The organism is Aquabacterium soli, assembly GCF_003933735.1.
GTDB classification, from domain to species: Bacteria; Pseudomonadota; Gammaproteobacteria; order Burkholderiales; family Burkholderiaceae_C; genus Aquabacterium; species Aquabacterium soli.
On record NZ_RSED01000004.1, the window covers coordinates 151545 to 173762 of the forward strand.

Below are 22218 nucleotides of genomic sequence, written 5' to 3' on the forward strand. Positions count from 1 at the left end.
GCCGTTCAGGTCTTGATGGGCGCGGGTGGTGCCCCCACTTAGAATGGCGTCTTTGTTGGAAATGACGGGAAAACCCGAGGGTACCCATGCCGATTTACGCCTACCGCTGTGATGCCTGCGGTCACGCCAAGGATGTCTTGCAGAAGATGTCCGACCCGGTGCTCACCACCTGCCCCGCCTGCAACGCGGAGAGCTTCAAGAAACAATTGACCGCCGCGGGCTTCCAGCTCAAGGGTTCCGGTTGGTACGTGACCGATTTCCGAGGCGGTTCTGGCGGCGGCGCCGCAGCCGCCGGCACGGCAGCGGCCACGGCCGCACCGGCGGGTGATGCCGCTGCAACGCCCAGCGCCAGCAGCACCCCGGCAGCGTCGAGCTCGTCCGGCTCATCCGACGGGGGCGGTTCGTCCTCCGGCGGAGCCGGCTGCGGCTCGTCGTGCGCCTGTCATTGATGTCGGCCGCACTCCGCAAGTACATCCTCACCGGCCTGCTCGTTTGGCTGCCCCTGGCCGTCACGGTCTGGGTGCTGACCAGCGTGGTCGGCCTGCTCGACGGCATCTTCGCCTGGCTGGTGGTGGCCGCACAGACGGTGCTGCCCGCCAGCCTCAAGCCCGCGCTCACGCAACTGCGCGAGATCCAGGGGCTGAGCGTGATCGTGATGGTGCTGGCCCTGCTGCTGACCGGCCTGGCCGTGACCAACATCGCCGGCCAGTGGATCGTGACGCAGTCCAACCGGGTGTTCTCGAACATCCCCATCGTCAAGAGCATCTACAACTCGGTCAAGCAGGTCTCGGACACCCTGTTTTCATCGAGCGGACAGGCTTTTCGCCATGCGGTGCTGGTGCAGTACCCGCGCCAGGGCTCGTGGACGATCGCCTTCGTCACCGGCAAACCCGGCGGCGAGGTGGGCGATCACCTGCCCGGCGACATGCTGACGGTGTACGTGCCCACCACGCCCAACCCGACCTCGGGCTTCATGCTGATCGTGCCACGCGCCGAGGTGGTCGAGCTGGCCATGTCGGTCGACGAGGCCCTCAAATATGTGATCTCGATGGGGGTGGTGTCGCCACCCTCCGCGCCAAAGATCCATTCCTGAACGACAATCGAGGGTTCCAAGCCGGGCGCGCGTGCCCGGCGGCGTGACCCTCATCTCCCGGAGAGAACAACAATGCGCACCACTTACTGTGGCCTGGTCAGCGAAGCGCTGATGGACCAGACCGTGACGCTGATGGGCTGGGCCCACCGTCGCCGCGACCATGGCGGCGTGATCTTCATCGACCTGCGTGACCGCGAAGGCCTGGTGCAGGTGGTGTTCGACCCCGACCGCGCCGACACCTTCAAGACCGCTGAAGAGGTGCGCAACGAGTTCTGCGTGAAGATCACCGGCGTGGTGCGTGCCCGCCCCGCAGGCACCGAGAACGCCGGCCTGACCAGCGGCAAGATCGAAGTGCTGGCGCACACGCTGGAGGTGCTCAACGCCTCGGTGACACCGCCCTTCCCGCTCGACGACGAGAACCTGTCGGAAACCACCCGCCTGACGCACCGCGTGCTGGACCTGCGCCGCCCGTACATGCAGCGCAACCTGATGCTGCGCTACCGCGTGGCCATGGAGGCGCGCAAGTTCCTCGATGAGCACGGCTTCGTCGACATCGAAACCCCGATGCTGACCAAGAGCACGCCCGAAGGCGCGCGCGACTACCTGGTGCCCTCGCGTGTGCACGACGGCCACTTCTTCGCGCTGCCGCAATCGCCCCAGCTGTTCAAGCAGCTGCTGATGGTGGCCGGCTTCGATCGGTACTACCAGATCACCAAGTGCTTCCGCGACGAAGACCTGCGCGCCGACCGCCAGCCCGAATTCACCCAGATCGACATTGAAACGAGCTTCCTGGGCGAACAGGAAATCCGCGACATGTTCGAGGGCATGATCCGCCATGTCTTCATGAAGGCACTGGATGTGGACCTGGGCGAGTACCCGGTCATGACCTACGCCGACGCCATGTTCCAGTACGGCTCGGACAAGCCCGATCTGCGCGTCAAGCTGCAGTTCACCGAGCTGACCGAGGTGATGGCCGACGTGGACTTCAAGGTGTTCTCCACCCCCGCCACGACCAAGGGCGGCCGCGTGGTGGCCCTGAACGTGCCGGGCGGCGGTTCGATGTCGCGCGGCGAGATCGACGCCTACACCGAGTTCGTCAAGATCTACGGCGCCAAGGGCCTGGCCTGGATCAAGGTCAATGAAGTGGCCAAGGGCCGCGAGGGCCTGCAGTCACCCATCGTGAAGAACCTGCACGACGCGGCCATCGCCGAGATCCTCAAGCGCACGGGCGCCAAGGACGGCGACCTGATCTTCTTCGGTGCCGACAAGGAAAAGGTCGTCAACGACGCCATCGGCGCGCTGCGCCTGAAGGTCGGCCACAGTGATTTCGGAAAGAAGAACGGGCTGTTCGAAGACCGCTGGGCCCCGCTGTGGGTGGTCGATTTCCCGATGTTCGAGTACGACGACGAAGCCGACCGCTGGAACGCCGTGCACCACCCGTTCACCGCCCCCAAGGACGGCCACGAGGACTACATGGACACCGACCCGGGCAAGTGCATTGCCAAGGCCTACGACATGGTGCTCAACGGCTGGGAGCTGGGTGGCGGCTCGATCCGTATCCACCGCGCCGAAGTGCAGAGCAAGGTGTTCACGGCCTTGAACATCAGCGCCGAAGACGCCAAGGTGAAGTTCGGCTTCCTGCTGGACGCGCTGCAGTACGGCGCGCCGCCGCACGGTGGCCTGGCCTTCGGCCTGGACCGCCTGGTGACGCTGATGACCAAGGCCGAGTCCATCCGCGACGTGATCGCCTTCCCGAAGACGCAGCGGGCGCAGTGCCTGCTGACGGGCGCCCCGTCGAACGTGGACGAAAAGCAACTGCGCGAGCTGCACATCCGCCTGCGCAACGCACAGGCCGCCGCAGGCGCCGGCTCGGCCTGACGCCTGCCGCTCGGCCTTCACAGGCCGGCCGATGCTGCTTGAAAACCGCCTTCCCGTCACTGGGAGGCGGTTTTTTGTTGTCCCGACGCGTGCGACACTGCCTGCACGATGACGACAACGCCCAGCGCCCCGCCCCCCAAGATTCCCCAGTCCGTCCTGGTCGTCATCCACACCCCTGACCTGGACGTGCTGGTGATCGAGCGCGCCAAGCAGCCCGGCTTCTGGCAGAGCGTCACCGGCTCGAAGGACACCGAGGCCGAAGACTGGCGCACCACGGCCATCCGCGAGGTGCAGGAAGAAACCGGCATCGTCGTCGGCAGCACGGGCATCCCGCCTGAGGCCCTCACCGACTGGGCCATCGAGAACATCTACGAGATCTACCCCGTGTGGCGCCACCGCTACGCCCCGGGTGTCACCCACAACACCGAGCGCGTCTTCGGCCTGTGCGTGCCGGCCGGCACGCCCATCACCCTGGCCCCACGCGAGCACACCCGATACGAATGGTTGCCACTGCGGGCCGCCGCCGACCGCTGCTTCTCCCCCTCCAACGCCGAGGCCATCCTGCAATTGACGAGATTGGGCGGCCTTCCAGGGGTTGACGCCCGACAGGGGTCATCGCAAACGCGCTAAGGTGGCGATCAGCATGACCACCGAGACCTCAACGTGCTGAACCCGTTCCACTCGACCCTGCTGCCACCGTCGACCCTTTCTTCGAAGGGGCTGCGGGTGGCCACCTACAACATCCACAAGGGCGTGCGCGGCCTCGGCCCCACCAAGCGCCTGGAGATCCACAACCTCGGCCTGGCCGTGGAGGCCTTCGATGCCGACATCGTCTGCCTGCAGGAGGTGCGCAGCTTCAACAACCAGGAAGCGCGCAAGTTCTCCGTGACGCAGTTCGGCCACGGCTGCTGGCCCGACAAGCCCCAGGCCGACTACCTGGCACCCGAGGGCTATGACGTGGCCTACCGGTCCAATGCCATCACCAAGCACGGCGAGCACGGCAACGCGCTGCTGTCACGCTGGCCCATCGGCGACATCGGCCACCACAATGTGTCCGACCACCGCTTCGAGCAGCGTGGCCTGTTGCACGTGCCCGTGCAATGGAACGGCGTGGAGGTGCACGTGGTGGTGGTGCACCTGGGCCTGATCCACGCCAGCCGCGTGCGTCAGGTCAAGCAGGTGGCCAAGCTGGTGGCCGAGCAGTTGCCACCCAAGGCCCCCGTGGTGATCGCAGGCGATTTCAACGACTGGAACGAGAAGCTGGACCACATCCTGACGGATGTCGGGCTCACACGGGCCCGGACCCTCATGGCCGAACGCGTGCCCACCTACCCTTCCCGCGTGCCCGTGCTGGCCCTGGACCGGGTCTACACGCGGGGCCTGGCCTGCCAGTCGATCATGGTGCCGCGCGGCACCTCCTGGGCACGCCTGTCCGACCACCTGCCGCTGGTCGCGGAGTTCGAACTGGACCTGTGAAGCGGCTGCCTCCCAAACACCTGAGCTTCGGCGACAACGCCGCGCAGTCCCTCTCGCTGGCCTGGTATGCCCAGCGCCGGCCGGTGTTCACCGGCGGCAACCAGGTGCAACTGCTGCGGGGTGGGCGCGAGCTGTTCCCGGCCATGGTGCAGGCCATCGACCAGGCGCAGGACAGCGTCTGGCTGGCCAACTACCTGACCGGGCCCGGCGGGCAGGCCGACCTGGTGTTCCAGGCATTGACCCGAGCGGCGCAGCGCGGCGTGGCCGTGCAGGTGGTGATGGATGGTGTCGGCTCGCGCGAGGTGCCTTCGGCGTTCTGGCAAGCGCTGCGGGATGAGGGCATCGATGTGGCCATCTACCGGCCGGTGCAGGGATGGCTGTCGGCGCTCAAGCGCGGCAACTGGCGGCGCATGCACCTCAAGCTGTGCGTGGTCGACGAAGACCTGGGCTTCGTGGGCGGCATCAACTTGATCGACGACCACAACGACCTGGCACAAGGCTGGTCGGGCCAGCCCAGGCTGGACTATGCGGTGCAGGTGCGCGGCACCGTGGCCACGCCGGTGCAGCACACCATCCGCGCGATGTGGACACGCGCCACCCTGGGCAAGGACTGGCGCGACGAGCTGATCGACTGGGTGAAGGTGCCTGGCCGCACGAAGCGGTTGCGGCGCGTGTGGCAGCAGGCCCGCCTGCGCCTGCCGCCGGCCGAGCAGGGCCAGATCAGCGCGAGCGCAGGCATCCGCCAGCCCATGCGCTGCGCCTTCGTGCTGCGCGACAACCTTCGCCAGCGCCGCACCATCGAGCGTGCGGCCCTGCAGGCCATCCAGCAGGCCCGGTCGCATGTGGACATCGTCACGCCCTACTTCTATCCGGGCCGGGCCATGCGGCGTGCGCTGCGGCATGCGGCCGATCGGGGGGTGCGCGTGCGCCTGCTGCTGCAAGGCAAGGTGGATTACCGCATCGCCGCCATGGCAGCGCGGGCGCTGTACGACGAACTGCAGCGGCATGGCGTGCGCATCTTCGAATACCAGGCCGCCTGGCTGCACGCCAAGGTGATGTGCGTGGACGACGAATGGGCCACGGTGGGCTCGTCCAACCTGGATCCGCTGTCCATGCTGGTGAACCTGGAAGGCAACCTGATCGTGCGTGACAGGGCCTTCGCGAAGACGCTGGCCGCCTCGCTGGCGCGCGATTTCGCCGACGGCGTGGAGGTACTGCCGGCCCATGCGCAAGGGCAGTCGCGCTCGGCGCGGTGGCTGCGCGGGGCGCTGAACTGGGTGGCCAAGGTGTACCTGCGCATGGCCGGCGTGGCGCGACGCGACTGGCGGGACTGAGCCCGCCTCTGGCTGAACGGGCTGGCTAAACGGGCTGGCACGCCCCATGGGGAGGTGCGGCAGGCCACTGCGTGGGCTCGGCGGGGCAGGTGCCCGCGCCGTGCGCGGCCAGCCACTGCCGCGCCAGCATCCAGCCGGCATGCGCCACCACCACACCGCCCTCGCCCGGTGGCGACCAGGCGGCCGCGCGGGCCAGCACCTGCCGAACGCTCTCACCACCGCCTGGCGAGTGGTCGGCAAAATCCGCACACCAGGCGTCGACTTCGGTCTGGCCGATGTCGACCCACCGCCGTCCGTCCCAGGCCCCGAAGTCGGCTTCCAGCAGTTCAGGCGTCACCACGTGGCGCCAGCCCCAGCGGCGCAGCAGGCGGCCCACCTCACGGCACCGGCGCAGCGGCGAGGTGCACACCAGCCTGGGCAGGCCTTCTCGCGCGGCCACACGGCGGATGCGCCTCGCCAGGCGCCGGGCCTTGCGCGCATCCAGGCGCAGGTCGGTCCGGCCGATGCACCGGCCTTCGGCCCCCTGTGCACGGGGGTGGCGCCACGCCCGCCAGGCCATCACCAGCGCACCCACGTGACGGGGTGCACCACCGCCAGCCAGGCCAGCAGGCTCAGCAGCTCCGTGATCTGCTGGGCCGCGCCCAGCGTGTCGCCCGTGTAGCCACCCAGGCGGCGGCGCAGCCACCGTGCCATCCACCACGTGCCCAGCGCCACGGCCAGCGTGGCCCAGCCCATGGCCAGCCACAGGGTCGGCACAGGCCAGCCGATGCGGTCCACCCACAGCACCAGGCCCAGGCTCACCGCGCCCCAGCAGAGCAAGGCCCCCAGCACACTGCCCCAGGACACGCGGGTGGTCAGCGGCTTGGCTTTGGCCTGGTCAAGGTCGCCGGCATAAGGCAAGGCGCGGATCAGCAGCACGGGCGCCAGCCGGGAGGTGGTGTGGCTCCAGACCAGGGCCATCAAGGTCCAGCCCAGCAGCACCTGGTGCACATGGCTGCTCTCGGCCTCGTTGAGTTCGCCAAGCACCGGGGCCAGCAGGCTGCTGAGCACGGCGGCCTTGAGACCCAGCACCAAGGCCAGGCCCAGGGCGCCGTAGCTGCCCAATCGCGAATCCTTCATGATGATCAGGGCCCGGTCGCGGCTCACCGAACCACCCAGTCCGTCGCAGGTGTCGGCCAGGCCGTCCTCGTGGAAACCACCGGTCATCCACACGGTGGCGGCCATGCTGAGCAGCACGGCCACCAGGGGCGGCCAGACCAGGCTGGTGGTGGCCAGCACCACGGCGCCAGCCACGCCCACGCAGGCCCCCACCAGCGGAAAGTACCGGGCACAGGCCTGCAGCCATCCAGGCTGAAACCCCACCCAGGCCGGCACCGGCACCCGCGTGAAGAACTGCAGCGCGATGAAGAACAGGCGCAGTTCCAGGAGCAGGCGTTGGCCGAAGGATCGGAGCATGGCTTGGCAATCCGCAGAAGCTCAGGCCTGCCGCTCGCTCACGCCGGCGTCGGCGAAACTGGCCATCTCGCGCAGGATACGGCAGGCCGATCCCAGCAGGGGCCAGGCCAGCGCGGCGCCCGAGCCCTCACCCAGGCGCAGGCCCAGGTGCAGCAGAGGCTGGGCACCCAGCCAGGCCAGCAGGCGCGCATGGCCCGATTCGTCGGACTGGTGTGCGAACACGCAGCGCTGCAGCACCAGCGGCTGCACGGCCTGGGCCACGAGCACGGCGCTGGTGGCGATGAACCCATCGACCACGATCACACGGTTCTGCGCGGCCGCTTCGAGCACCGCGCCGCACATCATCGCGATCTCGAACCCGCCCAGTGCCGCCAGCACCTGCACAGGCTGGGTGGCAGGGGCGCTGGCGTTGGCGTTGGCCTTCAAGGCCTTGCGCAGCACGGCCAGCTTGCGCTGGAGGCCTGCGTCGTCCAGGCCGGTGCCGCGGCCCACGCACTGGACAAGCGGCGCGCCGGTCAGGCGGCTCATCAGCAGCGCCGCACTCGATGTGTTGCCAATGCCCATTTCGCCCAGCAGCAAGGCGTTGCCCGGCAGTTGCCTGACCACGTCGGCCCCTGCCTGCAGCGCGGCATGGCATTGCGCCAGCGTCATCGCGGGGCCCACCGACGCATCGGCCGTCCCTGGGGCGATCTTGCGCACCAACAGACCATCGCGAGGCGCGATATCACGTGCCACACCGGCATCGACCACCGTGAGCGCCAGACCATGCTGGCGGGCCAGCACGCTGACGGCCGCGCCGCCTGCCAGGAAGTTCTCGACCATCTGCCAGGTCACGTCGCTGGGGAAAGCCGACACGCCCCGGGCGGCCAGGCCGTGATCGCCGGCGAACACGACCATCTGCGGCTGCTCCAGCGCCGGGGTTTCGCTGCGAAGGATGAGGCCCAGCTGAAGGGCCAGGCTTTCCAAGCGGCCCAGCGAGCCCAGCGGTTTGGTCTTGTGGTCGATCCGGTGACGCAGGCGCTGGGCCAGCGTGGTGTCGCGCAGGTCGGTGAGGTCAGGAACGGCGAAAGCGGGAATCTCTGTCATGGCTTGGGTGGGAAACAATGAGGGCCATCAGGGACGCTGGATCAGCGTGGCCAGCGCCCCTGGGGCAAAGTGATGATCGATGTAGTCGGCCAGGCCGTCCATCACGCGGTCGAGCGAAGGGGCCTGGGCGCCGAACAGCGCACGCATCACGGCGTCGTCTTCGAACACGCCGTGCAGGTACAGGCCGATCACCTGCCCACGACGCCAGCCCAGCGGCTGCCCTGCGGCATCGTGCAGTATCGCTTGCGTGTCGGGGCTGCCCGCGTCTGACGAGAGCTCCGTGCGGCCATGGTGAATCTCGTAGCCCTGCACCGTCACGCCCGCCAGGGCCTGCCAGGGACGGCCAGAGCCCAGTTGCGCCGTGAACACGGCCCGCGTCTCGCGCAGCAGCTTGTCGGCATCGAAGCGTGTGTGCAGGTCCAGCAAATGCAGGCCTTGCACCATGGCCCCTGCCGGTCCCTCGACGCCGTCAGGATCGCTCAGGACCTGGCCCAGCATCTGCAAGCCGCCACAGATGCCCAGCACCGCGCCGCCACGCCGTGCATGCTCGGTCACGGCACGGTCCAGGCCCTGGGCTCTCACCCAGGCCAGATCGGCCGTGGTGTGCTTGGAGCCTGGCAGGATCACCCAGTCGGCCCCATCCAGATCGCGCGGGTGCCGCGCCCATACCAGCCGCACGCCCGGCGCGGAGCGCAAGGGCTGGAACTCGTCGAGGTTGCTGATGCGCGGACAGGCCAGCACGGCGATGCGAACCACGGGTGCTTGGTCGCCCACGGGCCCGCTGGCTCGGTCATCGAACACACCGTCTTCTTCCGGCAGGCCATGGCCGCGCCACATGGGCAGCACGGCCAGCGTGGGCACGCCGGTCAAGGCCTGCAACTGCTCCGGCCCCGGTGCGAGCAGGCTGGCATCACCCCGGAAGCGGTTGAGCACGAAGCCCTGGATCAGGGCACGTTCATGCTCGGGCAGCAACTGGTGCGTGCCGTAGAGATGGGCGAAGGCGCCACCGCGGTCGATGTCGGTCACCAGCAGGCAAGCCGCCCCAGCGTGCAGCGCCGTGCGCATGTTGACGTAGTCGCTGGCATGCAGGTTGATCTCGGCGGGCGAGCCCGCTCCCTCGATCACGACGACGTCGTGGGTGTCCATGAGTTCGTCCAGCGCCTGGCGAGCGTGGGGCCACACCAGGTTGCTGCGCTCACGCCAGGGCACCCGGCGCAGTTCGTCGTGCACCTGCCCCATGACGATGACCTGGCTGGCCGTGTCCTGCTCGGGCTTGAGCAGCACCGGGTTCATGCGCACATCGGGCCGCACCCTGGCAGCCAGGGCCTGGAAATACTGTGCGCTGCCGATCTCGCCCATGCGGCCATCCAGGCCAGGCACCACACGCGCGTTGTTGCTCATGTTCTGCGCCTTGAAGGGCGCCACCCGCAGGCCCTGCCGCGCATACCAGCGGCACAGGGCCGTGGCCAGCCAGCTCTTGCCGGCACCGCTGGTGGTGCCCAGCACCATCACTGCGCGTGCGCTCATGCGGCATCCCTCCACTGGCCTGCGCTGTGCACCAGTGCACGCTGCAAGGCCTGGCGTGCCTGCGGGCCCTGCGTGCTCAGGCGCAGCCAGCCGGGCAGGCCCAGGCTGGTGGCATCGCGCAGTTTGAGGCCCTCGGTGCGCAGGGTCTGCAGCCAGGCGTGGCGCAAGGCCGCATCACGCATGGCGGTTCCCGGCGGGCGCGCCACGAAGAATGGGGTGATCGAAGGCTGGATCTGCCAGCCCATCGAGGCCAGCAGGCTTTGCTGTTCATCACGCCAGGCCAGCAGGGTCGCCCGCGAACGGGCCAGCCAGTCCTGTGTGGCCATATCGCACCAGGCGTGCCACAAGGCCACGCCCTCGGCCGACAGCACCCAACTGGGCGCCAGCTCATGCAAGGCGGCGAGCCATGGGGCGCCTGCCGGCTCGGGTGCCAGCAAGGCCCCGGCACGCACCCCCGTCAGCCCCAGGGCCTTGTTGGGTGACCACAGTTGCCAGCATTGGCGCGCCAGGTGCGCAGGCACAGGGTCTTCGCCCTGCAGGCGCAGTGGCTCGTAGGCACGGTCCAGCGCCACGAGCAGGCCTGCTCGACCGGCCAGGGTGTCGGACAGGCCGATCCAGAACGAAGGCGGCAGGCTGTGCCCTGTGGGATTGCAGGGTTCGCACAGCCACACCAGCGTGGGCCGCTCCGACGCAGCCAGGGCCGTCAACAAAGCGTGGCCGTCACCATAGGCGTGTACCTGCAGGCCCAGGGCCTGCGCCGCGGCACGGTAGTCGCCATAGCCAGGCTCGGGCACCCACACTTCGCGAACACCGTGCAGGCAGGCGGCCAGGCTCAAACGGCGGATGGCCTCGCTGCTGCCGGCCGTGGGCAGTACCCGGGCGGCATCGGCACGCCAATGCGTCGACAGGCATGCACGCAGGGCCGTGTAGCGCGGGTCGGGATAGCGGCGGCGGTCAGCCTGGGCCACGGCGTCCAGCAACCCTGGCGGCGGTGGCAAGGGGTTGGCGTTGGTGGAGAAATCCCATGTGATGGGCGAGCCATCGTCCGGGCCGCCATGTTCGACAAAGTGGGATGGGTTCATGACAGGACCATGTGCAGCAACCCGCCAGCAGCCAAGGCCAGCGCGGCACCGAAGGACCAGGCCCACCACACGGCGGCCTGCGACCACACCAGGGCAAGCTCGGTGTGGCGAGCCGCCGGGCTGGGTGCCCCGGCATGCAGAGCGTACACCCCGGGCTTGCTCAGGCACACGTTCAGCAGCAAGGCCATCGCGCCCATGGGCCAGCCCCCGTTGGGAGACGGCGTGACGGCGGCTTCGCGCCGGAGCGCGCGCCAAGACGGCACCCGGCGCGCGGCCAGGCACAAGAGCAGCGCCGTGATGCGGGCAGGCACCCACGAAAGAACGTCATCGGCGCGGGCGGCCCATTTGCCCGCCCATTCATAGCGCCCGCGGTATCCCCACATGGCGTCGGCCGTGTTGGCGAAGCGGTACAGGGCGGCGCCGGCCAGCCCGCCCAGGGCGAACCAGAACAGCGGGGCAACCACGGAATCGTTGAGGTTCTCGGCCAGGGATTCGATGGCGCTTTCGCGAACGCCTTCGGCATCGAGCGACTGAACATCGCGGCTGACCAGCCGGCTCAATCGATCGCGGCCGGCCTGCACCGAATCGGCCAGGGCCTGTTCCACCGCCGCCACTTCGTCGCGCAGCATGCGCCAGGCCAGCAAGGGCTTGAGCAGCAGGCCGATGGCCAGGGCCTGCAAGACCTGGGAGGGCAGACCGACGTCGGGATCAAGCCAATAGACCGTGCCCAGCACCAGGATCTCGACGCCCAGGCCCAGCGCCAGGGCCAGCAAGGCACCGAACATCCAGGCCAGCGCCCCGCCCAGGAAAGCCAGCGCTGCGGGCAGACGCGCCAGGGCGGGCCCCAGCATCCCCAGGTAACGCCCCATCCACACCACCGGATGCGCCCAGGCCGGTGGCTCGCCCCAGCGCCGATCGACCAGCAGGGCGATCAGCGGCGGCAGCAAGGCCGGGATCAGCCAGCTCAGCGCTTGCGGGATGAGGTCCATCGGCAAAGCGTTCAGTCCTCGATGCCGCGCTGGGCCGGCACGCCAGCCTGGTAGTGGTGCTTGATGAGTTTCATCTCGGTCACCGTGTCGGCCGCATCGATCAACTCCTGCGGGCAGCCCCTGCCCGTCAGCACCACGTTGACATGGCTGGGCCGGTCGCGCAGGGCGTCGAGCACCGGCTGCAGTTCGAGCCAGCCATAGCGCAAGGGATACATGATCTCGTCGAGCACGACCATGAAGTGCTCGCCTTCGGCAATGGTCTGGGCCGCCCGGGCCCAACCGTCGCGGGCCAGTTGGGCAGAGTGCTCCAGATCGCGGCTCTTCCAGCTGAAACCATCGCCCAGGCCTTCGATGGGCACGCCCAGTTTCTCGAAGACACGGTGCTCACCGAAGCGGGCGCTGGGCACCTTCATGAACTGGTAGATCTTGACGGCCTTGCCGCGGCCATGGGCGCGCAAGGCCAGGCCGAAGGCCGCCGTGCTCTTGCCCTTGCCATCGCCGGTGTGAACGAGCACCAGGCCGCGACGCTCGCCATCGGGCTTCTCGACCTGTCGGTCGACGGGGGGTTTTTCGATTTCCATAGGGGCTCCGGAACAGGTAGAGGATCAGGCCGTGGCTGGCACGCGGGTCGGTGGGCGCCGAGCTTGCCACACCGCACCGCACGCAGCCCACAGGGCCAGCAGCACCCAGGTGAGCAAGGTGGCCAGAGAGGGCCACGGCGATGCAGACACCGTGGGCACATCGGCCTGGCGTTGCAGCAGCACGCCTTGAGGTGGCGGGGGCGGCTGCGCGACGGACGGCGCTGGCGGTGGCAGGGGCTTGACTTGCGCGGCCTGCTCGGCCTGCTGTGGTGGGGCCATGGGCGCATCCGCAGACACGGCGTCGTGCAGCTCTCGCGCCACCCACCCGCGCACGCTGCCCAGCTCGGCATGCAGTGGGGCCTCGCGCGTCAGCTCGCGGTACAACCCGGCCAGTTGCTCTCGCGTGGCCGCATCAGGTTGCCAGTAGCGCATGCGCTCGGCCTGCACCAGCCGCTCCAGCGCCTGGGCATAGGCCTGGGGGTGGCTGCGCATCCACTGCGGCAGGCCCAGCTGGTGCTTGTCCTTGACCAGCACCTCGTAGAAGTTCTGCCAATGGTCGGGGCGCACCGTGTCCGGCGACGTGACCTGCCAGCCCCAGGTGAACTGCAGGGCCTTGAGCACCTGCAGTGTGCCCGCATAGCCCTCCTGCTTCTGGGCCTGCAACCAGCCCGGGTGCAGGTAGCGCGACTGCATCTCGAGCGCGATCACGCGCTGGGCAGATTCGGTGTGCACCTCGCTCGTGTCCTGCAGCTGGCTCACGTACAAGCCCAGGGGCTGGGTGCTGCCGGCGCTGCGCGCGGCCGCGGCCAGACCGCCCAGGTACTGGAAGGGGTCGTCGGAGCTGACCATGGCGTACAGATGCGAGCTGCGCGACAGCAGCGCCGCCTGGGTCTGGCGCAGGTGCGCCCCCAGGGCCTGCGCCGCTGCGCCTGAAGCCACGCCGGACAGGGGTTCGCCGTCCACATAGGGCTGGCTCATGCGCTGCAGGAACATCTCGCCCAGCCGGGCATCGTCGCGCTGCACCCCGTCGGATTGAACCGCCTCGGACAGGCCGGTACCGTAGTCGCCCTGCGCATTGCCGAACACACGGGCCTGGGCCAGCGCACGGGCCTGTGCAGGTGCGATGCCACGGCGCTGCAGGTCGGCCTGCACCTGGGCCGTGTTGCGCACGATGGCGTTGCCAGGCTCGGCCTCCGCGGCCAGGCGCACCCCCTGGTCGACCAGCGCCATCAGCGCAGGAAACTGGTCGCGGTAAGAGCCGGTGATGCTGAGCAGCACGTCCACGCGGGGGCGTTGCAGTTCGCGCAAGGGAATCACCTCCAGGCGCTGCGGGCGGCCCGAGTCGTCCCACACCGGCCGCATGCCGAGGGCCACCAAGGCCTGCGCCTCCATGATGCCCTGGTGGCGCAAGGTCTCGCCGGCCCACAGCGACAGCGCCAGCCGGCTGGGCATGGCACCGCCATGCGCCTGCCGCCACTGCGCGAGCCAGTCCTTGAACAGGCCCTCGGCCACCTCGTAGGCGCGGCGGGTCGGCAGGCGGGCCGGGTCCAGGCCCGTGAGGTTGCGGCCGGTGGGCAGGCTGTCCGGGTTGCGGATGGGATCGCCGCCGTACGCCGCCTCGATGAAACGCCCTTCCAGCGCACGCAGCAGGCCGGGCATCTCGCCTTCTGTCGACAACAGGGCTTCCAGGGCCTGGGCGCGCAAGGCCAGGGCCTTCAGCGCGGGTGAATCGATGGGCTTGCGCTCCGCGCGGTTGGGCACAGGGCCGTCGGCGTGGCCAGGTCGCAGGTCCAGGTGGCTGGCCGCCTCGGCGTCACGCAGCGCCACATGCAGCCAGCGGGCCGGCCGGGCCGTGGCCACCGACTCGTGGTTGATCAGGAAGGCCTCGTCGATGTCTTCGCCCAGGGCCTCGATCAAGGGCTTGCGCAAGGCCTGCAGGATGGTCTGCTGTCGCTGGGCTGCATCGGGCACCCGGCCGAACACCGCCAGACCCTTGGGCTGGGAGCTCTGTGCCAGGGCATCCAGGTAGGGATGGAGCAATTCCAGAAAGCCGGAGAAATCACCCGCGATGCGCTCGGCCGTCCAGCCCAGGTCGCGGTGCAGCTGGTGTTCGACGAACTGCTCGATCAGCTGCTTCTCCAGCGTCGCCTTGGTGGGGCCCGGGTCCACGGTCTCCCATTCGTGCATCAGTTCGTGCATGTGCGCCATGCGTGCCTCGAAACCCGCGGGGGCGAACACTGGCGTGCGGTGGCTCACGAGGACCGCGCGGCCGCGCCGCTTGGCCGTGAGCGCCTCGCCCAGGTTGTCGACGATGTAGGGATACACCACGGGCACATCGCCCAGCGGCAGCAAGGCATCGTCGAGCATGTCCAGGCCACGCGCCTTGCCGGGGGCCCACTCCTGCGTGCCGTGCGTGCCGAAGTGGATCAGGGCATCGGCCTGCCGCGCCCACAGGTAGACCGCCAGGTAGTGGTGCGACAGCGGCGCCTTGCTGCGGTGCATGAAGGGGTTCTGGCCCTGGTGCAGCGTCTCCTCGCGCGGCGGCTGGGGCAGCACCGACAGCTTGCCCACGGCCAGCCGGGGGATGACGAACACACGCCGGCCTTGCCACTCGACCACGTAGCGGCTGCGCTCGGGCGGCCCCCACTGGGACTCGATGCGTTGGCGGATGGCTGCAGGCAGGCCACGCCACCAGGCCATGTAGTCGGACAGGGGCAAGGCCGCTGCCTGGTCATGCGCCAGCAGGCCCTGCAGATCCGTGCCCGGGTAGTAGGCTGCCAGCAAGGGCTTGAGGCCATCGATCCAGGCCTGCTCGGGCAGCGCATGGGTGTCGTAACCCGCCTGGGCCAGGCCTTGCGAGACCACCTCCAGGCTGCGCGGTACGTTGAGGAAGGACGCACCGAAGTTGCTGCCGCCGGGCGGGTAGTTGTAGACCATGGCGACCAGGCGCTTGTCGCCCGCAGGCCGGGTCTGCAAGCTGACGAGGCGGCGCGCCTTGGCGGCGACAGCGCGGGCCTGGCGCTCGATCAAGGCCACTCGCCGGCCTTGGTCGGCATGGGCCGTCACCACCACCGGGTCGATGCCGCCGGCACCCTCTGGCTGAGCCAGGTAGAAGGGCACATCGGCCTGTGACAGGCCATTGTCGTCACGCGACCACTGCGCCTCGTCGCCGCCGCGGTAGGGCTGGGTGATCAGCAAGGGCACGCCCCAGCGCGACCACAGCGGCTGCAGCGAGGCCGCACGCGGCAGCAACTGGTGCGACACGATCACACGCGGGTGCACCACCGTGCCGCCCTGCGCATCGGGCCAGGTCAGCAAGGCCTGCAGGCCGGGCTCGTCGACCTGCTGGCCGAACACCGCGTAGGCGGCCATGCCCTCTTGCGCGAACAGGTGCAGCCACTGGTCCAGCCACTCGGTGTTGCCGTCGATGAAGTGATACCGGTGCACCAGCACGGCCACGGCGGGCCTGGCACGCAGGCTCGACTGGGTCTGCATCCACCGCGACATGGCCTGCGCATCGGCCATCAGCGCGGGCGCATCCGGGTGGTACAGCCCACGCGCGGGCCAGGGGCGCGGCTCGGGCAAGGCCGGCGCTGCGCGCCCCGCGGCATGGGCCGCGGCCAGCGCCACGGCAGCACGCACGTTGGCCTGCCCCCCCGCGCGCAGGTAGGCCGCCATGCGGGACTCCAGAGGCGTGAGCGACAAGGCCGGGTCGTCGCCAGCAGGCAGCACCCAGCTCACCGGCAGGCCTGGCCGCTGCCGGCGCTCCTGCGCCAGGGCCTCGGCCAGCAAGCCGCCCAGCCGGGCCTGCACCGAGGCATGCGGCGCATCGACCCACACCACCGAGGCCTGCCGCAGGGCCGCCTGCAAGGCCTGCAGTTCCGTCGGCGACAGCGTGGCCGGACCGCGCAAGGGATGGTCGATGTGCGCAAAGCGCAAGCCGGCCTCACGGGCCAGCCGTTCGACCAGGGCCGTGCGTGGCACGGGCGTCACCTCGCCAGTGATCCACAGAAGGGTGCCAGACGCCGGGGCCGGGGCCGGGGCCGGGGCCGGGGCCGGGGCTTGCGCGCGCGCCGCGCCAGAGCACAGCACCAGCAAGCCGAGCAGGGCCAGAAAGCCCATGAAGCCCCTGCATGCCATGAAACCGATCAGGCGCGCCATCGACGGCACCCGGCGCCCTCCACGCGCGCGCATGTCCGCGCTCAACGCGGCCCCTTCGCCGGCTGGGCGGACGGTGCCGAGGCACCACCCGGCTCCGGCACGTAGACGATGTTGCCGTCCTTGAGCTTGTAGGCCACGCCGGCCCGCTCGCCCTGGCCGGCCCCTGCCTGCCCTGCGCCCTTGAACTTCACTTCCTTGCCGTTCTCGCGCACGATCACTTCCATGTCTGGCGAGCCGGCGTTCTTGATGATGGTGACGCGGTCGTCGCCATCGGGCTGCGTGTTGGACTTGGCCGCCACCGCCGTCAGCAGCGCGACCACCAGCACCAGGAACACATCGACCAGGTTGACGGCCGACAGCATCGGGTCGTCGTCATCCTCGGCCAGCAGATGCAGGTGCTTGAAGCTCATGCGGCCACCCCGCGGGCCTTGCGCACATCCAGCAGCTCGGCCAGCAGCCAGCGTCGGCGCACCGAGTAGACCGTCAGGCCCACGCTGGCTGCGGCCAACGCCAGAACCACGCCTGCAAAGGCGCTGCTGAACACCGCCAGGGCCTGCTGCCCCTGGCCGGCCGCCACGCTCTGCAGGGCCGGGCCCAGCGGGATCATGGTGGCGATCAGGCCCAGCATCGGGCTCAGGCGGCTGAGCAGGCGCACGGGCTCGAGCTGGCGCACCACGGCCAGCTCCAGCTCCTCCAGCGACAGGGATGCATCGTTCGACGGCAGGCTGGCGTAACGGCCGCCCCGGCGCTGCCAGCCCTCCATCAGGGTGCGGCCCCCCAACCACAGGGCATAGACGAAGGCCAGTCCCACCAGGACCAGCACAGGCCACAACAAGGCCTGGGCCACTTGAGAGAATCCAGCTTCAATCCACATGGTGTGCATCCGGTGAGAACAAGGCCGCCACGGCGGCCGGGTTGGAAGGAAAGTACAGGTGCAGGAAGCTGGCATGCAGCCGCCCTGCCCTGTCTGACTGGTAGATCGCTTCGGGCTTGCCATTGAAGCGCTGCGAGCGCGTCCAGCCCGAGGGCTCCAGTGGCGACTGCATGGCCGCGTGGTGGAAGGTGTGCCCGCGCACCGCGCCTTGAGACAGGGCGGCCTCGTGCAGGCCCAGGTTGACCAGGCGCGGCTGCATCGCCGCCTCACCGGGCAACAGCCCCCACATCGCGGCCCCCTGGCCCTGCTTGTCGACCAGGTGCTCCAGCAGCGCCAGCATGCCGCCGCATTCCGCCACGATGGGGCGGCCCTGTGCATGGTGGCTGGCCACCGCCTGCCTCATGGCGTCGTTGCCCGACAAGGCCTCGAGATGCAGCTCAGGGTACCCGCCGGGCAGGTACAGCGCATCGGTCGCAGGCGGCAAGGCCTGGTCCCGCAAGGCAGAGAAATACAGCAGCTCTGCACCGAGCGCGTGCAGGGTGTCCACGTTGGCGCGGTACAGGAAGGCGAAGGCCTCGTCCTTCGCGATGGCGATGCGCACGCCTTCGAGCAGGCGCGGTATCGGCTGCGGAGGTACTGACAGGGTGAAGGCCACGGGCTCGGGCGTCTCGGGCTTCAGTCGCCCCAAGGCATCGGCCGCCAGGTTCAGGCGTGCATCGATGTCCTGCACCTCGTCGGCCTGCACCAGGCCCAGGTGGCGCGATGGCATGCCGAAGCCTTCGTCCCGCGGCAGGCCGCCGAACCACTTCATGCCGGGCGGCAGGCTCTCACGCAACATGGCCGCATGCCCGTCGCTGGCGACGCGGTTGGCCAGCACACCGGCCAATCTCAAGCCCTCTCGGTAGGTGGCCAGGCCATGGGCAACGGCGCCGAAGGTCTGGGCCATGCCCGAGGCGTCGATCACGGCCAGCACGGGCAGGCCCAGGCGCAGCGCCAGATCCGCGGTGGACGACAGCCCGTCGTACAGGCCCATCACGCCTTCGACCAGGATCAGGTCGGCCTCGGCGGCCGCCTGCCACAGCAGTTCACGGCAGTGCGCCTCGCCGCCCATCCACAGGTCGAGCTGGTAGACCGGATGCCCGCTGGCGCGCTCCAGCACCATGGGGTCGAGAAAATCCGGGCCAGCCTTGAAGACGCGCACGCGGCGCCCCTGCTGGCGATGCCAGCGGGCGAGCGCGGCCGTGGCCGTGGTCTTGCCCTGGCCGGATGCCGGGGCACTGACGAGCAAGGCCGGGCAGTGGCGATCCGGTGTTCCGCTCATGGCGCAGCTCCACGGCCCTGCCCTGCAGTGGGCGGCGCGGCGCAAGGCAGCGCCACCCAGTGACCGTCCACCTGGCTCAGGCGCACGCGCTGGTCAAACACCGCGCTCAGCGCCCGGTGCGCGGCGGCCTCGCCTGTGGGCCCCTGGTGGACCACGCGGCCTTGCGCCATCACGATCAGCTCATCGGCCTGCAGGGCCATGTTCAACTCGTGCAGCACGCTGACCACGGTCGCGCCGCGGGCACGCTCGGCACGCACGATGTCCAGCCAGTCGGCCTGGTGGGGCGGGTCCAGGTGGGCCAGCGGTTCGTCCATCAGCAGGGTCGAGGCCTGCACGGCCAGGGCCCGCGCCAGCAGCACCCGCTGACGCTCGCCGCCGGACAGCCGGCCCATGGGTCGGTCACCCCACTCCCAGCATTGGGTGGCCTGCATGGCCTGCTGCACGGCCGCCTGGTCGGCCTCGCTGGGCGGCGCCAGCCAGGGCTGGTGAGGAAGGCGGCCCAGCATCACCACATCCAAGGCACGCAGATCCTCGGCACCCGTCTCGGCTTGTCCCAGCCAGGACAAGGCCCGTGCCCGATCCTTCGCCGGCCAGGCCTTCAGTGCACGGCCCTGCAATTGCACCTGCCCGTCACAGGGCTGCAAGCCGGCCAATGTGCGCAGCAGGGTGGATTTGCCCGCACCGTTGGGGCCGACGATGGCCGTCCAGCGGCCCGTTGGCACCTGCAGTGAGATGGCGCCCAGGATGTCGCGGCCGGACAGCCGCACGGAGCGGATGTCGGCCGACAGGGCCTGGTGTGCAAGCGTTGAAACAGGATTCATGGCATCGCCCTCAAGCCCGGTGCATGCGCCACAGCAGGTAACCCCCACCGAGCACCGCCGTGAGCACCCCCACCGGCAGCTCCAGCGGCGCCAGCACCCACCGGGCCGCGATGTCGGCGCCCAGCAGCAGCACGCCGCCGGCCATCGCCGACAGCACCAGCAGCGGCCCGTGCGTGGTGTGCACCCGGCTACGCACCAGGTGCGGCGCCACCAGACCGACGAAAGAAATCAGGCCGGCCTGTGCCACGGCCGCTCCGGTGGCCAAAGCCATCGCGCCCACCAGCAGTGCACGCACCAGGGTCAGGCGCACGCCCAGGCTGATGGCGGCCGCGTCTCCCAGGCTCAGCGCGTCGAGCGCACGGCTGCAGGCCCAGGCCACGACCACGCTGCACACCAGCACCGCCATCAGGATCCACGCACTGCCCCATCCCAGAAAGCCCGTCGTGCCGAGCATGAAGGCCTGCATGGCCCGCATGATGTCCGGCACCATCAGCATGGTCAGCGCACTCAGCGCGCCCAGCACGACACCCACCACCACGCCGGCCAGCAGCAGGCGCAGCGTGTGCTGCACGCCCTTGGCCAGCACCAGTGTCAACAGCACCGCCCCGACGGCACCCAGGAAGGCGGCACCGGTCAGCCCCAGGCGCATGGCCAGGCTGGTGGCGGCAGGGCTCACCCCCACCAGGGCCAGGAAGATGGCCACACCCAGGGCCGCGCCGGAAGAGCTGCCCAGCAGGTAGGGATCGGCCAGCGGGTTGCGGAACACGCCCTGCGCGATCGCACCGCCCAGGCCCAGCAGCGCACCGGCCAGCCAGGCGCCCACGCCGCGTGGCGCGCGGATGTCCCAGGCGATGTCCCAGGCCAGCGCGTCACCGGAGGCCATCCAGGGTGGGGACCAGCCTGTGCTGCCCACCGCCACACCCAGCACCAGCAACGCAGCCGTCGTGAGCATCAGCACCAGCCCCCAGGCGACGACCTTCATGGCTGTCCCCCGGTCGGTGCTGCAGGCACGCCCACGGCATCACGCAGGCACGAGGCCATGATGCGCGCAGCCTCACCCATGCGCGGGCCCGGACGCGAGAGCACATCGCCCTGCTCCGGGGTGAAGGCGCAGACATGGCGCTCCTTGACCGCCCGGATGCGGGACCAGCCCGGCCGGGTGGGCAGGCCCATCGCACCCTTGGCCGACACCATGATCACCTGGGGATCGGCACGCACCACGAACTCGGGATTGAGCTTGGGGAACGGCCCCAGGCGCGACGGCACGATGTTGACCGCCCCCAGGCGCGTCAGCGTGTGCCCGATGAAGGAGGACTCCCCTGCGGCATAAGGTGCGCTGTCGATCTCGTAGTAGACGCTCAGGCCGCGGGCCGCTGGCGGCACGCTGCGCGCCGCATCACCCACCTGGGCCTCCAGGCGGGCCCACAGGCGCTCGCCCGCTGGCCCCTGTCCCAGCAACTGCGAGACCTTGCCTGCCACGCGGCGCACGTCCTCGTAGGTCTTGGGCTCCAGCGCCACCACCTTCAGGCCCAGGCCTTCCAGACGGTCGATCACGCGCGAGGACACGGCCAGCAGCACCACGTCGGGCCGCAGCGCCACGATCATCTCGACATTGGCATCGTCCAGGCCGCCCATCTTGGGCAGGGACTTGACCGACGCAGGGTGGTTGGAATAGCGGTCCGTGCCCACCAGGCGCGCACAGGCCCCGAGCTCGCACACGGTCTCGGTGAGCGAGGGCAACAGGGTCACCACCCGGGTGGGCAGGGCCGGCAGGCTCACGCTCACGCCACGGTCGTCGACCACGCTCACGCCAGCGGCCATGGCGGCGCCGGAGGCGGCTGCCATCGTCCAGCACAGCGCCGCCCTCGGCGACAGCAAGCCACGCAGGGCCTTCATCAGAACGAACATCCTTGCTTCCTCGTATCAAGCCGGATCGACATCGGACACGGCGCGCGTCCAGGGCTGGCCCGCCACCATCAAGGTCAGCTGGGCACAACGCCTGGCCACCGCCTGGTTCAGCCAGCCCAGCTCGTCGACAAAGAGGCGCATCTCACGCCCCAGCGGCACCACACCCCAGCCCACCTCGTTGGACACGAACACCACGGGCGAAGCCAGCGTGGGCAGCGTGGCCAGCACGGCCTCGCGCTCCGCTTCCCAAGCCTGGTGATCGGGCTGGCCGCTCAAGGGCATCAGCCAGTTGGTCAACCACAGGGTCAGGCAATCCACCAGCAGCAGGCGGCCAGGCGCGGACGCCTCCCGCAAAGCCTGCGCCAGATTCAGCGGGGCCTCCACCGTGCTGAAGCCGGCGGGGCGCTCGCGCTGATGGCGCTCGATGCGCGCGCGCATCTCGTCATCGCCCGCCAATGCGGTGGCCACGACCACCACGCCACGCTCCGCGCCGCCATCACGCCACCGACGCGCCAGCGCCTCGGCATGCCGTGACTTGCCGCTGCGCTGCCCGCCCACCACCAGGTGATGAGGCGATGAGGATGGTGCGGTGGGAACGTGGTCCATGACTTGGGGCTCTGTGATGACGAGGC

General features: G+C 69.7%; 21 protein-coding genes. 6 read left to right on the top strand and 15 right to left on the bottom strand.

Annotation, left to right across the window (positions count from 1 at the left end; translation table 11 throughout):
- The first annotated feature begins 86 nt into the window (after positions 1–86).
- The 6 genes from EIP75_RS06340 to clsB all read left to right on the top strand — a co-directional run bounded on the left by EIP75_RS06340 (position 87) and on the right by clsB (position 5781).
- On the top strand, positions 87–449 hold the full coding sequence (locus EIP75_RS06340) for an FmdB family zinc ribbon protein (protein WP_125242398.1): 363 nt from the start codon (positions 87–89) through the stop codon (positions 447–449).
- Entirely contained in the window at positions 449–1093 is a 645-nt protein-coding gene (locus tag EIP75_RS06345) for a DUF502 domain-containing protein (RefSeq protein ID WP_125242399.1), read from the top strand. The genes EIP75_RS06340 and EIP75_RS06345 overlap by 1 nt, the downstream gene beginning before the upstream one ends.
- A gap of 72 nt (positions 1094–1165) precedes the next feature.
- Entirely contained in the window at positions 1166–2971 is a 1806-nt protein-coding gene (gene aspS, locus EIP75_RS06350; RefSeq protein WP_125242400.1) for an aspartate--tRNA ligase, read from the top strand.
- Positions 2972–3079: 108 nt separating this feature from the next.
- Positions 3080–3601, top strand: coding sequence for a dihydroneopterin triphosphate diphosphatase (gene nudB, locus EIP75_RS06355; RefSeq protein WP_125242401.1), 522 nt, complete (start codon positions 3080–3082; stop codon positions 3599–3601).
- A gap of 36 nt (positions 3602–3637) precedes the next feature.
- On the top strand, positions 3638–4447 hold the full coding sequence (locus EIP75_RS06360) for an endonuclease/exonuclease/phosphatase family protein (protein ID WP_125242562.1): 810 nt from the start codon (positions 3638–3640) through the stop codon (positions 4445–4447).
- Positions 4444–5781, top strand: coding sequence for a cardiolipin synthase ClsB (gene clsB / locus EIP75_RS06365; protein ID WP_233584710.1), 1338 nt, complete (start codon positions 4444–4446; stop codon positions 5779–5781). The genes EIP75_RS06360 and clsB overlap by 4 nt, the downstream gene beginning before the upstream one ends.
- 25 nt (positions 5782–5806) lie before the next feature.
- Here clsB and EIP75_RS06370 read toward each other — a convergent pair whose 3' ends face one another.
- Genes EIP75_RS06370 through cobU form a run of 15 tightly spaced genes read right to left on the bottom strand, consistent with a single transcriptional unit; the run spans position 5807 to position 22192 of the window.
- Positions 5807–6340, bottom strand: coding sequence for a histidine phosphatase family protein (locus EIP75_RS06370; protein WP_125242564.1), 534 nt, complete (start codon positions 6338–6340; stop codon positions 5807–5809).
- Positions 6340–7236 (bottom strand): adenosylcobinamide-GDP ribazoletransferase, encoded by an 897-nt coding sequence (locus tag EIP75_RS06375; protein WP_199758508.1) that lies wholly within the window; start codon positions 7234–7236, stop codon positions 6340–6342. Before EIP75_RS06375 ends, EIP75_RS06370 begins: the two co-directional genes overlap by 1 nt.
- Positions 7237–7257: 21 nt before the next feature.
- Positions 7258–8322, bottom strand: a complete 1065-nt coding sequence (gene cobT, locus EIP75_RS06380; RefSeq protein ID WP_125242402.1) for a nicotinate-nucleotide--dimethylbenzimidazole phosphoribosyltransferase — start codon at positions 8320–8322, stop codon at positions 7258–7260.
- 27 nt (positions 8323–8349) lie between these two features.
- The gene (locus tag EIP75_RS06385; RefSeq protein ID WP_125242403.1) at positions 8350–9849 is read right to left on the bottom strand and encodes a cobyric acid synthase; all 1500 of its coding nucleotides are present in this window, start codon (positions 9847–9849) and stop codon (positions 8350–8352) included.
- Positions 9846–10931 carry an aminotransferase class I/II-fold pyridoxal phosphate-dependent enzyme gene (locus EIP75_RS06390; RefSeq protein WP_125242404.1) on the bottom strand — a complete coding sequence of 362 codons (1086 nt, stop codon included), beginning with the start codon at positions 10929–10931 and terminating at the stop codon, positions 9846–9848. Before EIP75_RS06390 ends, EIP75_RS06385 begins: the two co-directional genes overlap by 4 nt.
- Positions 10928–11920, bottom strand: coding sequence for an adenosylcobinamide-phosphate synthase CbiB (gene cbiB, locus EIP75_RS06395; protein ID WP_125242405.1), 993 nt, complete (start codon positions 11918–11920; stop codon positions 10928–10930). The genes EIP75_RS06390 and cbiB overlap by 4 nt, the downstream gene beginning before the upstream one ends.
- 11 nt (positions 11921–11931) lie before the next feature.
- Entirely contained in the window at positions 11932–12501 is a 570-nt protein-coding gene (gene cobO, locus EIP75_RS06400; RefSeq protein ID WP_125242406.1) for a cob(I)yrinic acid a,c-diamide adenosyltransferase, read from the bottom strand.
- Positions 12502–12525: 24 nt separating this feature from the next.
- A complete protein-coding gene (gene cobN / locus EIP75_RS06405) occupies positions 12526–16695 on the bottom strand; it encodes a cobaltochelatase subunit CobN (protein WP_233584711.1) in 4170 nt (1389 codons plus the stop codon).
- Positions 16696–16703: 8 nt separating this feature from the next.
- Positions 16704–17072, bottom strand: coding sequence for a DUF2149 domain-containing protein (locus EIP75_RS06410; RefSeq protein WP_125242407.1), 369 nt, complete (start codon positions 17070–17072; stop codon positions 16704–16706).
- Positions 17069–17536, bottom strand: a complete 468-nt coding sequence (locus EIP75_RS06415) for a hypothetical protein (protein ID WP_125242408.1) — start codon at positions 17534–17536, stop codon at positions 17069–17071. The genes EIP75_RS06410 and EIP75_RS06415 overlap by 4 nt, the downstream gene beginning before the upstream one ends.
- Positions 17526–18857 carry a cobyrinic acid a,c-diamide synthase CobB gene (locus tag EIP75_RS06420; protein ID WP_125242409.1) on the bottom strand — a complete coding sequence of 444 codons (1332 nt, stop codon included), beginning with the start codon at positions 18855–18857 and terminating at the stop codon, positions 17526–17528. Before EIP75_RS06420 ends, EIP75_RS06415 begins: the two co-directional genes overlap by 11 nt.
- On the bottom strand, positions 18854–19678 hold the full coding sequence (locus tag EIP75_RS06425) for an ABC transporter ATP-binding protein (protein ID WP_125242410.1): 825 nt from the start codon (positions 19676–19678) through the stop codon (positions 18854–18856). The genes EIP75_RS06420 and EIP75_RS06425 overlap by 4 nt, the downstream gene beginning before the upstream one ends.
- Positions 19679–19688: 10 nt before the next feature.
- A complete protein-coding gene (locus EIP75_RS06430; protein ID WP_125242411.1) occupies positions 19689–20660 on the bottom strand; it encodes a FecCD family ABC transporter permease in 972 nt (323 codons plus the stop codon).
- A complete protein-coding gene (locus EIP75_RS06435; RefSeq protein WP_125242567.1) occupies positions 20657–21574 on the bottom strand; it encodes an ABC transporter substrate-binding protein in 918 nt (305 codons plus the stop codon). Before EIP75_RS06435 ends, EIP75_RS06430 begins: the two co-directional genes overlap by 4 nt.
- Before the next feature lie 27 nt (positions 21575–21601).
- The gene (gene cobU / locus EIP75_RS06440; RefSeq protein WP_125242412.1) at positions 21602–22192 is read right to left on the bottom strand and encodes a bifunctional adenosylcobinamide kinase/adenosylcobinamide-phosphate guanylyltransferase; all 591 of its coding nucleotides are present in this window, start codon (positions 22190–22192) and stop codon (positions 21602–21604) included.
- Positions 22193–22218: the final 26 nt, after the last annotated feature.